The following is an 11,516-nucleotide window of genomic DNA, read 5'->3' on the forward strand; positions in this document are numbered from 1 at the left end:
TGTTCTTCGCCCATATCCGGGGGGCGGCTTGCGGGAAAGTGTCCCGCTAGGGGCGTTCCCTGCCCGTCTCGGGGGTTCGCAGCGGGATCTCGTTGACCGTCCAGCCCTCGGGCGCCTCGATGGTCAGCAGGTCCTCGCGGGGCGGGTCGTTCACCTTCAGGGGGTGCATGAGCTGGACGATCGACACGTCGTTGGCGTTGGCGTCGACGGTCCGGCTCATCCTGGGCAGCAGCCTTCCATCCTCGCCGGCCTTGTACCACAACCGGATCTCGGAAAACTTCGTGTCCGCGCTCGCGCGCCTTGGGACCAGCAGCAGCTGCACCGATCCCTCGGCGAAACGCATCAGGTTCTCGGCTATCCGGATCTCGGTGCGGTCGAAGGGATCCTCGGGGTCGAGTTCCTCGCTGGGCTCCAGGCTCTGCGTCGCCGGGACCAATCGCACGTCGTAGCGGCGGAGGATGTCCTCTTTCTGCTGGCCGATGGGAAGCGGCGGGAAGGGGCCGTCGCCCAGCTCGAAGGGATCGACCTGCTGGCCTTCGGCGACGATCTCGCGCTTGTTGATCTGCTGCTCGCCGTGGAGCATTTCTGTCAGATAGCGGCCGTCGAAGGCGATGGTCTGGAGCGCGCGCTCGTCCTCGAAGTAGCGTTCGCCCGCCAGCAGCGTGTCGAAGCGGACCGCGAAGCGGCGGTTGGTCGGTCCCGTTTCGGAGGGCTCTTGCGCGAAGGCGATCTCGCCCGTGCGCCTCGTCAGAGCGCCGCCAAGATCGGTAATGGTCGTATAGATGATGCCGCTGGTGAAGGATTCCAGGTCCGCGTCGGCGTCCTCGAGGGCCGCCAGCACCGCCTCGGCCGTCTCGTAGTCCTGGTTTCCCGCTGCGCGTTGCTCCTGGGCGATGGCCACGGAACTTCCCGTCCCCGACTGGTGGGCGCAGGCGATGGGCCCGGCCATCACGAATCCGGCGGTCAGCATCACGCTCAGCACGTCCGTGCGCATGGTCTTACGTCCCTTCTTCCCCCACGCCGTCCTTGTTGGGATGCGCGGGGTCGTTCTTGCCGTCCTGGTCATCGTTGGCCTTCCCGGCCGCGAGGTCCTGGAGGAAGGCCTGCAGGAGGGCCGCCGCGGCGATCGAGTCCCGTCTTCGCTTCTTCTGCAGGTGGGTCATGCCGCTGCCGCCCATGGCCCAGTCGGCCTGCTTGCTGGTCAGGCGCTCATCGGCGAGATGGACGGTCCGGCCGGTGTGCTCGCCGAGCCGCCGGGCGAATTCCCGGCTGAGCTTGCTGCGATGGCTCTCCTGGCCATCGAGATGCAGGGGCAGGCCCACGACGAGTTCCAGGCGGGGGCTGGAACCATACTCGCGTGAGATTTCTTTTTCGATCGCCCGGATGAGTTTCTCGCCCCCCTCGTGCCCGATGGGGATCTCGAGCGTCTTCCACGGCGAGGCGACGAGCGTATGGTCGTCGCCCACGGCAAGACCCGTGCGGCGGTCGCCAAGATCGACGGCGATGTAGCGCGTGATCGGGGGCGCAAAGCCCATTACATCAGCGCCTCGGGCAGGTTCGCGTGCAGGTCCTTGAGCGCTTCGGCCCTCGCGCTGGGCATGATCAGCGTGGCGCCCTTCGTGTGCACGACGACCATGTCCTGGCAGCCCAATAAAGCCACCGTGTGCCCCGCCTCGCTGTTGACCACGAGGTTGCCGCTGGAATCGTGGGCGACCGCGCCCGAATCTTCGCCCAGGGCCGCGACGCGGTTGTCCGCCGAATCGCCCTGAAGCGTTCCCGCGTAGCTGGCCCACGAGCCCACGTCGATCCACGAGACGTCCATGCGCAGGGTCGCGACGGTGATGGCCCCGCCGATGGCGTTCTTCGCCGCGTGCGTGGTCGCCGGCTCCATGATGGCGTAGTCGACGCTCTTCTTCGGCAGTTCGGGGTAGACCCGGTGCAGCACGGCGTCGCGGTCCTTGGTGTCCCAGGCCCGGGCGATCTCCATCAGGCCGTTGTAGGAGGCCGGCAGGAAGGAGCGCAGGCAGTCCAGGAAGGTCTGGGCCTTCCAGACGAACATGCCGCTGTTCCAGCCATAGACACCCTCGGCCAGATACGCCTTCGCCGTGGCTTCGTCGGGTTTCTCCACGAACTTCTCGACGTGGTATCCCAGCCCCTCGGTGCCCTCGATCTCGCCGGCGCGCCGGACGTAGCCGTAGCCGGTGGCCGGGTAGGTCGGCTCGATCGAGAAGGTCACCAGCGTGCGCGGGGCTTGCTCGACCAATTCGAAGCCCTGCCGCACCACCTCCTGGAACGTCGCCACCGGCTCGATCACGTGGTCGGCCGTCATGACACAGAAGCTCGCCTCGGGGTCCTTCGCCGCCAGCACGGCCGCCGTCAGCCCCACGGCGTTGACCGTGTCACGCCCGACCGGTTCCCCGAGGATCTGGTCGCTGGAAAGCCCATCGAGCACGGCGGCAACATCATCGCGGTAGCGTTCCAGCGTGCACACCAGGAGGTTCCGTTCTGGAACCAGGCCTTCCAATCGCCCGGCCGAGACCTCGATCAGGCTGCGCGGCGTCGAGCGTCCGGGCTCGGAGAGGAAGCGCAGCAGTTGCTTGGGTTGCGCCCTGCGGCTCATGGGCCACAGCCGCGTTCCGGATCCCCCGGCCATGACCATCGCGTAGCGGTGTTCGTCCATCGGCCGACCGTATGCGCCGGCCCCGGGGGCGTCCTAGAGCGAGAGCGCCAGCGACACCAGGTCCGACGCCTCGAGCCCGTCCCCGGCGTGCTTCTGCCTGGCGAGGGCGACCTTCCTGGTCGCCTCGGCGGGCGGCTCGCCCAGGGCGATGAGCGCCCGCACGGCGTCCTCGGCCTGGGGGTCGCTTGGCTTCTTCACTTCCACGGCCGCTTCCATCTCGTCGATGGCCAGCGCGTCGCGGAACGCCGGGCCGAGTTCCTCGACCAGCGTCCTGGCCAGCTTCGCCCCGATCTCGGGCAGGCGCTTGAGGCCCACCTCGTCGCCCCGGGCGATCATGGCGCCCACTTCGGTCGGGGGCTCGGCCAGCGCCCGCAGGGCCTTTCGATGCCCCAGCCCGCGGATCTGGGTCATGGCCTCGTAGACCTCACGGTCGGCGGCGGTCGCGAAGCCGAAGAGGCGGGGGATGAAGCTGGCCCCCTGGTTGGGGCTCTCGAGCACGTGAACGGTGAACAGCTCGGCCTGCGCGCCGGCCCGGCCCAGGCGTCCATCCATGTAGGGCGGCAGCAGCACGTCGTAGCTCACGCCCGAGGCGGTGGCGATCGTTGCCCGGCCCGTGCGGATGTCGGCGATGGCGCCGGCGATGTGCGCGATCATGGTCGGGGTCCTCGCGGGTGCGTCCGTGCGGCCAGAGGATATCCGCCGGCGGGGGCGATGGCCCGTCGCCCCGGCGGGCGCCGCCGCACGGACCCTCTACCCTCCGCCATGCCCAGCGCCCCGTCCCAATCCACCGACGCGGACCGCCCGGTCGTGCAGGGGTGGCCGCTGCTTGATCGACGGATCCCCGGGGCGGTCCGGCGGTGCATGTGGTGGAACGTCTGGGTGAACGGTCCGATGCCGCTCGTCATTCTCATGGCCATCATCCTGGGCGGACTCGGCGCCACCCCGTTCATTCGATGGGTGGGCGTGCCCAGCCTGGCGGTGGTCGCGATCGGCTGGGCGTTGTTCTGCCACGCGTCTATCAAGCGCACCCTCCGCCGCGCCGCCGCGCACGAGCACCTGCTCTGCCCCGAGTGCCTCTACGACCTGCGCACGCTCCACGCCGCCGGCGCCTGCCCCGAGTGCGGCCGGGCGTACGAGCGCGAGGCCGTGCGGGCGCAGTGGGTGGATGCGCAGCGGCGGCTCACGCGGAAGTAGGCGAGCCGCGCGGTCCTACGGTTTCCGATGGCGACCATGCCCAACGAGCGACCTCCCGGCGGGTGGGCCTGGGTGTCCGAGGCGGTGCGCCCGCCGGCCGGGACGCCGCCGGCCGTGGCCGCGCAGCGTCGCCTCGTCCTCGGCTTCACGGGCCTGTTCGTGGGCGGGCTGGGCCTCTTCCTGCTGACATTCGCAACGGGCGTCGTGCCCAGCGGCGCCCTGGGCGCGCTCTCGATCTTCGTGGCCGGGCTGGGCGTGGCGGGCGCGCTGTGGGCCGGGCGACGCATCGAGTCGATCTTCCGCGTGGTCCGCCGGTCCGAGTTCACCCTCTGCCCGGCCTGCCTCTACGACCTGCGGGCCCTCGACCAGGCGGGGACATGCCCCGAGTGCGGGCGGCCGTACGAGCACACGTCGGTGCAGATCCGCTGGGTCGAGGCCGAGCGGCAGCATCGCCTCTGGCGCGAGGCCCAGCACGCCGGCGACTGAGCCGGCCGAGCGGCGCCCCGCGGCGGGCGAGCCCGAGCGCCCCAGACGTGCGATCCGTCGCGCGGCCGTGGCGTCCGGCGAACTCGACGGCCATGTTCCTCGCTCGCGAGAGCGGCTCGTTGCGTGCGTCGGTTGGCCGGGCCGTGGCTTCACGCGGGCGCGCAGCGGTGATGCTCGGCCTCGCGGCCGGCCGCGTCAGTGGCCATCTGGCAGCAGCCCGCCGAGCACGCCCCTGGCCCGGTGGCACCGCCACGCCAGCAGGCCCATCGACGCGACCACGCCCAGGCCGGATGTGCCGATGGCCCACCAGATCGCATCCGCGCTGCTGAGTGCGCGCACGGCGGGGATGAGCCCGATGGCCGGGAGGATCGACCACGCGACCTCGCGCCAACGCGGCGGCACGGGAGCGCCGGCGCGGGCGAGCACCAGGCGGGCGTACGCCGCGCCGGCGACGTAGAACGCCGCGCACCCGATCGTCGCGGCGAGCGCGCCCAGGCCCGCCAGGAGCACGCCGGGTCCGGGGGCGACGATGCCCGCCGTCACGCCGGGCAGCACGCCCAGGCCCACGCCCGCGGCGATGATCATGAGGCCGACGCGGGACGTGCGACGCGGGCCGCTGGCGTACCGCCGGCCCGCCCCGGGGTGCCGCCGCCACCGCCGTTCGAAGGCGCCCAGCGGCCCGGCGGCGGCCAGCACCAGCACGATGCTCAGCACGAGCGCCACGGTGCCCGCGTCGCGCAGATCGTCGGCGCTGGGAGACGCGACTTCGGTTGCCGCCACCGCCGCCGCGCACGCCGCCGCCGCGCCGATCAGCAGCGCGGTCCGGCCGATCCAGCCCAGTTCCGCCCGCACGTGCCGGACGTACAGCGGATGGCACTTCCGCAGGTCCCACGCCGGCCGACTCGCCGCCACGTCCAGTCCGCACTCGGGGCAGACGCCCGCGGCCGGCAGCCCGGCCAGGCTGTAGCCACAGCCGTAGCACCACGCGGGCGATGCGTCGGGCCGGCTCGCCGCGACGCCCGGCCCGCACGCGTCGGCCCGCGGCTCGGGCACGGGATGGTCGTCGGCCGGCATCGCGGGATCATTGGCGCGGGCGGGGGTGTCCACGGACCACGCGCCCGCGCCGTTCGGGCCGACCACCTGCTCTGCCCGCAGTGCACCTACGACCTGCGCACCCTCGACGCGGCGGGCGCCTGCCCCGAGTGCGGCCGGGCGTACGAGCACGGGGCCGTGCGGGCGCAGTGGGTGGATGCGCAGCGGCGGCTGAAGCGCACGTAGCGCGGGCGTTCAGTCGGGCTGGGAGAGCAGGCCCTTGAGCACGCGCAGCGCCCGGCCACATCGCCGCGTGGCCCGGGCAGCCGTCAGCATGATGGCCACCAGCCACGGCACGGCCAGCCACCACCACGGGGTGTAGCCGCCCAGCGCCGAGGCGAACGCGGCCGTGTAGCCGATCCACACCACCGCGTCAACGGCCGCATCGTTGCTCTGGGAGGCTTCGTAGCCGGCGCGATCGAGGATGTGGCTGGCGTAGTCGAAGGTGGCCGCGCACGCGATGCCCACGCCGAGCACGCCGGCCACCAGGGCGACCACCGCAAGCGCGATGCCGAGCGGCTGGAAGGCCTCCCGCACCGCCGCGGCGATGGCCAGGGGGATGGCCGCGCCCGCGGCGAGCAGGTACACGCTGGCCCGCACCCGCCCGCGCATCGACGCGCCCGGGGCGAGATGGTCGTTGGCGTGGCGGCGCATGCGCCGCGCGGCCAGAACGAGGCCGCCAACGCCGAACAAGACGCCGGGCAGCACGCCACCGCTGATCAGCCCGCGGGCGTAACCCTCGGCGGCCAGGCCATCGATCAAGGGGTCCAGCAGCAGCGCTGCGGCGCCCGCCATGGCGCCAAAGCCGATCCAGAACGCGGCCCAGAACAACGCGCCGAGCTCGTCGACGTCCTGCGCAATGATCGCCCGATGGCACGCGCGAAGATCCATCGCCGGCCAGCTCGCCGCGACATCCCGACCGCACTCGGGGCACACCCCGGCAAGGTCCAGGCCCACTAGCTCGTACCCGCACGCGACGCAGCGCGCCCCCGCGGGCGGCCGCTCCGCGGTGGGTTCCAATCGCCCCGCGGCGGGGGCGACCGGCTCGGCGGCGTCGGCCTTCGGCTCGGGCGTGGGCTGGTCGTCGGCCGGCATCTCGGCATCCTTAGCCCGCGCGGGCCGGAGCGCGGGCGTGGCGTCGGGGATCGGCCCCCGATCCTCCCGAATCGCGCCGCGATCATCGTGAATCAGCGGCTGATTCACGATGATCGGCCGGTGATCCTCGACGATCCGTGGGCGATTTTCGAGGATTCTGCTGGGTTTTTCGTGGATCGGCGAGAGAATCGCGCGGATCCGGCGCGGATTGGCGAAAGTCGGGCGGCGGCCCGGCCGATGCTCTCCAGGGAGCGACCGGTCGCCGATGGGCGGTGGCCGGGGCGCCGTGGAGGTTTCGTCATGCGACTGCCGAGCTCGAAGATCGGGAAGCTGGAGTACCTCGAACGCCGCGTGGGCGGGTGGGACGCCGATCCGGCCGCCGTGGGGCTGGCGAGCGGCCAGTCGGCCGCGGCGGTCGAGAGCACGCAAGCCGCCCGGGCCGCGTACGACGAGATGCTGGCCGCGCGGCGCAAGGCCGAGGCGCTGCACGACGCGTGGCTGGGGGCCATGAAGACGGCCGAGGGCGATGGGCGCTCGTGCCTGCGCTCGATCGACGCGTTCGCCAAGAACAGCCCACAGCCGGACACCATCTACGCGAGGGCGTCCATCGAGCCGCCCAAAGACAAGCACCCGCTGGGCAAGCCGCCGACCCCGACGAAGGTCCGCATCACCATGGACACCCAGGGCCAGGCGAACCTGGCATGGGGCGGCACGCGGCACGGCGGCACGGTCTTCCAGGTGCAGCGCCGCACGATCGGCATCGACGACGTGGAGGGCCCGTGGGAAACGGTCGCCACCGTGGCCGAGCGCAGGTTCGTCGACGAGGCGACGCCGAGCGGCGTGCGGGGCGTGAGCTACCGCGTGCGCGGGCAGCGCTCGGGCGGCGTGGGTTTCTACTCGAGCCCGATCGTTATGCCGATGGGCGTGTCGGGCGTCGCGGGGACCATCGCGCCGGCGCGGGGGAGCGGGCGGGCGGCGGGCTGAGGGCGCGCGGGCCGCGGGCCCGATGGACTACACCAGCGTCTGCCCCGGCAGCAGCGGCGGCACGGGCACGCCCAGCAGGTCGGCGATGGCGCGCAAGAGGTCGGCCTCCGATGGCGTCACCTCGTGGTCGTGCGCGATGGCCACGGCGGCGGCCTGCAGGACCACCTGCTTGAGCCGGGGCGCCATCGTGCGCAGGTCGGCGATGGCGGCGTCGAGCCTCGCGGGCGCGCGCTCCTGGGCGCTCGGGAACGCGAGCGTGGGGGGCATGCCCGGGGCGCGCTTGATGACTTCCGAGGCGGCCTCGAACGCGTCCTCACCGTCGCCGGGCATCCGCTGGCCCGCCCGGCACACGGCGCCGAGCACGGCGCTCAGCTGCGGGCCCAGCTGGCCCATGGCGTAGTACTTCACGCCCGGCGGGCGGGCGTCCCTGAAGCGCTCGTCCAGGTGGGTCTCGAGGATCCGCAGCAGGGCCCACTCGTTCGTTGTCAGCTTGCCGTCGGCCATGGCCAGCTCGTGCACGACGCGGCGGAAGGTCTCGTGCTGGGATTCGCTCAGGCGCGCCAGCGCGCCGAGGCAGAGGTCGACCAGGGGCAGGCAGAGGTCGGCGTCCAGGCCGGCGGCGTCCTTGGCCAGCTCGCGGACCAGCGCGGCGACGCCGGTGTCGCCCTGCTGGTCGAGCACGTCGAGCTGCTTTCGCATGGCGGCGTCGTCGCCGGTCCAGTGCACGAAGAGCGCGTACGCGACGGCCCGGCAGCCGTAGGGGTCGCGCGCGGCCGATTTGAGCTTCTCGGGGATGCGGTCCAGCAGCGTCCGCGCCTGGCCGGCGTGGGCCTCGCCCGCCGCGCCGATGAGCGCCAGCAGGGGCAACGCGGCCGCGGCCCCGGTGGCGGCGGCGCCCTGCCGATCGCCCATGCGCTCGCGCATGGCGTCCTCGAGTTGCTGGCGGGGGCCGGGGGTGCGTTTCCTGGGTTCGTCCTGCTTAGGCGGCTTGATGGCGCGCGGCTCCAGGAACGTGCCGTCCCACGTCGGCAGCACGGCGCGGATGCGCTTCTTCAGCGGGGGGTGGCTGGCGAGCGATGAGCCAAGGAAGCTGCTCGCGCCGACCGCGTTGCCGAAGAACATGTGGCTCATCTCGCGCGCGTGGGCGTTCATGATGGCCGCCCGCTTCTTCGCCCCGCCGATGCGGCGCAGCGCCCCGGCCACGCCCTCGGGGTTGCGGGTGAACTGCACCGCGCTGGCGTCGGCCAGGAACTCGCGCTGGCGGCTGACGGCCGCCTGGATCAATCGGGCGAACATCGAGCCGATCCCGCCGATCACGATCAGGCCCACGCCCAGCACGATGATGACGATGGCGCCCTTGTTGTCGCGGCTTCGGGCCAGCGAGCCGTAGTAGGTGGCCCGCATCAGCGTGTACCCGGCCAAACTCAGCAGCACGATGCCGCCCAGGATGCCAACGAGGCGGATGTTCAGGCGCATGTCGCCGTTCAAGATATGGCTGAACTCGTGGGCCATGACGCCCTGGAGCTCGTCGCGCGTCAGCCCGTGCACGCACCCGCGCGTGACGCCGATGACCGCGTCGCCGGGGGAATAGCCCGCGGCGAAGGCGTTGATGCCGCTCTCCTGCTCGAGCATGAAGACCGGCGGCACGGGCACGCCGCTGGCGATGGACATCTCCTCGACGACGTTGAGGACCATCCGCTCGTCGGGGTCGGTCGTCGACTGGTCGATGGGGCGCCCGCCCAGGCTGCGGGCGACCGTCATGCCCCCGCCGCGGAGTTCGCTGATGCGGTAGGCGGTCCCCCCCGCGATCAGAAGCGCCGCGCCGATGGCGCCGCCGCCGGCGAACATGGCCAGCAGGAACGGGTCGGGGCCGTTGCCGCTCTTGTCCTCGACCGTGAGCAGCGCGATGACGACGGCCAGCGCCGCCACCGCCGCGCACGTGAGCAGCACCGCGCACGCGTAGAGGAAGACCAGGAGCCCCGTGCGCTTGCGCGCGGTCTCCTGGCGTCCGAAGAAGTCGGTGGTCTGCAGGTCGGCCATGCGTGGGTCAGGCTACGGGCCGGCTCAGTTGAAGGCGACCTTGGGGGCCTCCTGGATCTGGGCCGAGTCCTCGAACTCCAGCAGGGCGGCGTCCTGGCCGTGGCCGAACAGGGGCGCGACGGCGACCTGGGGGAAGCTCTTCTTGTAGATGTTGTACCGCGTGACGCCGTCGTTGAAGGCCTGGCGGGCGAAGGCGACCTTGTTCTCGGTGGAGGTGATCTCCTCCTGGAGCTTCATCATCTGGTCGTTGGCCTTCAGGTCCGGGTAGGCCTCCATGACGGCCATGAGCCGGCCCATCGCGCCCGTGAGCGCCCCCTCGGCGGCGCCCAGGTTCTGCATGGCGTTCGGGTCGCCGGGGTTGGCGGCGGCGTTGTTGAGCCCGCTGACGGCCTGGTTCCTCGCGGCGATGACCGCCTCGAGCGTCTCGCGCTCGTGGCTCATGTAGCCCTTGGCCGTCTCGACCAGGTTGGGGATGAGGTCGTGGCGGCGTTTCAGCTGCACCTCGATCTGGGCGAAGGCGTTCTTGAACTGCTCCTTGAGCTGGACCAGCTTGTTGTAGATGGCGATGAGCCAGCCGATGCCGCCCAGCCCCACGAACGCAACCACGGCGACGATGGCAAGAATGATCCACACGCCCATAGACATCCGCTCCCCTTTCCCTTTGAGTCTCGCGGGGCCCCGCGCCCCCGGGACAGTATTCGGGATTCATCGTACGAGCTTGCACGCGGGCCGGCCGCGGATGAACCGAACCCGCTCAGGGGCGTCCCCATGGCCAGACGGCTAACATGGGGCCGGCGCGGGGGCCTTGGGGGTCTGGCGCCATCGCACCGGATGGACCGTCGAAAGGGGCCGAGCGTGAACCTTCCCGAAGTCGCCAAGTGGCAGAAGATCCTGCTGTTCATCATCCTGGGCATGCTGATCCTGTACGTCGCCAACATCGGGCTGGCCGTGACGGGCAACCTGAACGCCCCGCCGCCGGCCGGCTCGCCCGCGGGCACGCCGGCCAGCCCGACGGCCATCAGCCTGGTGCTCAGCGCCGTGGGCCTGGCCCTGGTCGTCGGGGCGATCGTCGCGATGATCCTGATCGGCGGCGCCCTGGGCTGGGGCATCCTCCCCCGCGTCCTGTGCGCGCTGCTGATGTTCTGCCCCCTGATCAACCTGATCACGCTGCTGGTGGTCAACGCCAAGGCGACCGCCGCGCTGCGCGCAGGGGGCTACAAGGTTGGCTTCATGGGCGCGCAAGGCCCGGCGGCCTGAGGCGACCAAGGCGGCGTGAACGATCGACCCAACGTGCCCGACGGCTTCGTGCCCCTGAACCCCTACCGGCCCGAGGGCTCGCCCCTCGAGGCCGCGCGGCGGTTCTACGAGGTCATGGACCGCCGGCGGACGGTGCGGATGTTCAGCGACGAGCCCGTGCCGCGGGAGGTCATCGAGACCTGCCTGCTGGCGGCCGGCACCGCGCCCAGCGGCGCGCACAAGCAGCCGTGGCGGTTCGTGGTGGTGGGCGATGCCGAATTGAAGCGGAAGATTCGCGCCGCTGCGGAGGAAGAGGAGCGCGAGTTCTACGGCCGCCGCGCCAGCGAGCAGTGGCTGGAGGACCTGCGGCCCTTCGGCACCGACGAGCGCAAGCCGTTCCTCGAGGTCGCCCCGTGGCTGATCGTGGTCTTCAAGCTCGCCAAGACCGACGATGGCGGTCAGACGTACTACACGAGCGAGTCGGTCGGCATCGCCACCGGCATGCTGCTGGCGGCCCTGCACCACGCGGGGCTGGCGACGCTCACGCACACGCCCAGCCCGATGGGGTTCCTGAAGGACGTCCTGGGCCGGCCCGAGCACGAGCGGCCGTTCCTGCTGATCCCCGTGGGGTACCCGGCCGAGGACGCGGTGGTGCCCGCGCTGGAGCGCAAGGGGCTGGGCGAGATCAGCGTGTGGCACGAATAGCCGC

At 71.8% G+C, this 11,516-nt stretch carries 14 protein-coding genes; 6 read left to right on the top strand and 8 right to left on the bottom strand.

What is annotated here, in order from left to right; translation table 11 throughout:
• Nucleotides 1–46 precede the first annotated feature (46 nt).
• Genes RIE32_12320 through ruvA form a run of 4 tightly spaced genes read right to left on the bottom strand, consistent with a single transcriptional unit; the run spans nt 47 to nt 3,334 of the window.
• Nucleotides 47–994 carry a hypothetical protein gene (locus RIE32_12320; protein ID MEQ9097036.1) on the bottom strand — a complete coding sequence of 316 codons (948 nt, stop codon included), beginning with the start codon at nt 992–994 and terminating at the stop codon, nt 47–49.
• A 4-nt stretch (nt 995–998) separates the two neighbouring features.
• Nucleotides 999–1,535, bottom strand: coding sequence for a Holliday junction resolvase RuvX (gene ruvX, locus RIE32_12325; protein MEQ9097037.1), 537 nt, complete (start codon nt 1,533–1,535; stop codon nt 999–1,001).
• The gene (locus tag RIE32_12330) at nt 1,535–2,680 is read right to left on the bottom strand and encodes a mannose-1-phosphate guanylyltransferase (GenBank protein MEQ9097038.1); all 1,146 of its coding nucleotides are present in this window, start codon (nt 2,678–2,680) and stop codon (nt 1,535–1,537) included. The genes ruvX and RIE32_12330 overlap by 1 nt, the downstream gene beginning before the upstream one ends.
• Nucleotides 2,681–2,713: 33 nt before the next feature.
• Nucleotides 2,714–3,334: a Holliday junction branch migration protein RuvA gene (gene ruvA, locus RIE32_12335; GenBank protein MEQ9097039.1), complete on the bottom strand. Its 621-nt coding sequence runs from the start codon at nt 3,332–3,334 to the stop codon at nt 2,714–2,716.
• A gap of 108 nt (nt 3,335–3,442) precedes the next feature.
• Here ruvA and RIE32_12340 point away from each other — a divergent pair, with 108 nt between their 5' ends.
• Nucleotides 3,443–3,874: a hypothetical protein gene (locus RIE32_12340; GenBank protein ID MEQ9097040.1), complete on the top strand. Its 432-nt coding sequence runs from the start codon at nt 3,443–3,445 to the stop codon at nt 3,872–3,874.
• A gap of 27 nt (nt 3,875–3,901) precedes the next feature.
• Nucleotides 3,902–4,360, top strand: coding sequence for a hypothetical protein (locus tag RIE32_12345; GenBank protein ID MEQ9097041.1), 459 nt, complete (start codon nt 3,902–3,904; stop codon nt 4,358–4,360).
• Between the two features lie 195 nt (nt 4,361–4,555).
• On the opposite strand, the gene RIE32_12350 is transcribed toward RIE32_12345, so the two are convergent.
• Nucleotides 4,556–5,434: a hypothetical protein gene (locus tag RIE32_12350; GenBank protein ID MEQ9097042.1), complete on the bottom strand. Its 879-nt coding sequence runs from the start codon at nt 5,432–5,434 to the stop codon at nt 4,556–4,558.
• On the opposite strand from RIE32_12350, the gene RIE32_12355 reads away from it, so the two are divergent.
• Nucleotides 5,417–5,638, top strand: a complete 222-nt coding sequence (locus RIE32_12355) for a hypothetical protein (GenBank protein ID MEQ9097043.1) — start codon at nt 5,417–5,419, stop codon at nt 5,636–5,638. The two genes, RIE32_12350 and RIE32_12355, sit on opposite strands and share 18 nt — an antisense overlap.
• Nucleotides 5,639–5,647: 9 nt before the next feature.
• Here the strand turns inward: RIE32_12355 and RIE32_12360 are convergent, their stop codons facing one another.
• A complete protein-coding gene (locus tag RIE32_12360; GenBank protein MEQ9097044.1) occupies nt 5,648–6,655 on the bottom strand; it encodes a hypothetical protein in 1,008 nt (335 codons plus the stop codon).
• A gap of 192 nt (nt 6,656–6,847) precedes the next feature.
• Here RIE32_12360 and RIE32_12365 point away from each other — a divergent pair, with 192 nt between their 5' ends.
• Complete coding sequence (locus tag RIE32_12365; GenBank protein ID MEQ9097045.1) at nt 6,848–7,531, top strand: hypothetical protein; 684 nt, start codon at nt 6,848–6,850, stop codon at nt 7,529–7,531.
• Nucleotides 7,532–7,558: 27 nt separating this feature from the next.
• Here RIE32_12365 and RIE32_12370 read toward each other — a convergent pair whose 3' ends face one another.
• Nucleotides 7,559–9,571 (bottom strand): M48 family metallopeptidase, encoded by a 2,013-nt coding sequence (locus RIE32_12370; GenBank protein MEQ9097046.1) that lies wholly within the window; start codon nt 9,569–9,571, stop codon nt 7,559–7,561.
• A gap of 24 nt (nt 9,572–9,595) precedes the next feature.
• A complete protein-coding gene (locus RIE32_12375) occupies nt 9,596–10,210 on the bottom strand; it encodes a LemA family protein (GenBank protein MEQ9097047.1) in 615 nt (204 codons plus the stop codon).
• 216 nt (nt 10,211–10,426) lie between these two features.
• Between RIE32_12375 and RIE32_12380 the strand changes: the two genes are divergently transcribed.
• Both RIE32_12380 and RIE32_12385 read left to right on the top strand, forming a co-directional pair.
• A complete protein-coding gene (locus RIE32_12380) occupies nt 10,427–10,828 on the top strand; it encodes a hypothetical protein (protein ID MEQ9097048.1) in 402 nt (133 codons plus the stop codon).
• A gap of 15 nt (nt 10,829–10,843) precedes the next feature.
• Nucleotides 10,844–11,512, top strand: coding sequence for a nitroreductase family protein (locus RIE32_12385; protein MEQ9097049.1), 669 nt, complete (start codon nt 10,844–10,846; stop codon nt 11,510–11,512).
• Nucleotides 11,513–11,516 lie beyond the last annotated feature (4 nt).

Source organism: Phycisphaerales bacterium (genome assembly GCA_040221175.1).
Taxonomy (GTDB): domain Bacteria; phylum Planctomycetota; class Phycisphaerae; order Phycisphaerales; family UBA1924; genus JAHCJI01.

Excerpts from the sequence above, each read along its gene's own strand:
- RIE32_12320 (MEQ9097036.1), bottom strand. The coding sequence starts at position 994 with ATGCGCACGGACGTGCTGAGCGTGATGCTGACCGCCGGATTCGTGATG.
- ruvX (MEQ9097037.1), bottom strand. The coding sequence starts at position 1,535 with ATGGGCTTTGCGCCCCCGATCACGCGCTACATCGCCGTCGATCTTGGC.
- RIE32_12330 (MEQ9097038.1), bottom strand. The coding sequence starts at position 2,680 with ATGGACGAACACCGCTACGCGATGGTCATGGCCGGGGGATCCGGAACG.
- ruvA (MEQ9097039.1), bottom strand. The coding sequence starts at position 3,334 with ATGATCGCGCACATCGCCGGCGCCATCGCCGACATCCGCACGGGCCGG.
- RIE32_12340 (MEQ9097040.1), top strand. The coding sequence starts at position 3,443 with ATGCCCAGCGCCCCGTCCCAATCCACCGACGCGGACCGCCCGGTCGTG.
- RIE32_12345 (MEQ9097041.1), top strand. The coding sequence starts at position 3,902 with ATGGCGACCATGCCCAACGAGCGACCTCCCGGCGGGTGGGCCTGGGTG.
- RIE32_12355 (MEQ9097043.1), top strand. The coding sequence starts at position 5,417 with ATGGTCGTCGGCCGGCATCGCGGGATCATTGGCGCGGGCGGGGGTGTC.
- RIE32_12350 (MEQ9097042.1), bottom strand. The coding sequence starts at position 5,434 with ATGCCGGCCGACGACCATCCCGTGCCCGAGCCGCGGGCCGACGCGTGC.
- RIE32_12365 (MEQ9097045.1), top strand. The coding sequence starts at position 6,848 with ATGCGACTGCCGAGCTCGAAGATCGGGAAGCTGGAGTACCTCGAACGC.
- RIE32_12370 (MEQ9097046.1), bottom strand. The coding sequence starts at position 9,571 with ATGGCCGACCTGCAGACCACCGACTTCTTCGGACGCCAGGAGACCGCG.
- RIE32_12375 (MEQ9097047.1), bottom strand. The coding sequence starts at position 10,210 with ATGGGCGTGTGGATCATTCTTGCCATCGTCGCCGTGGTTGCGTTCGTG.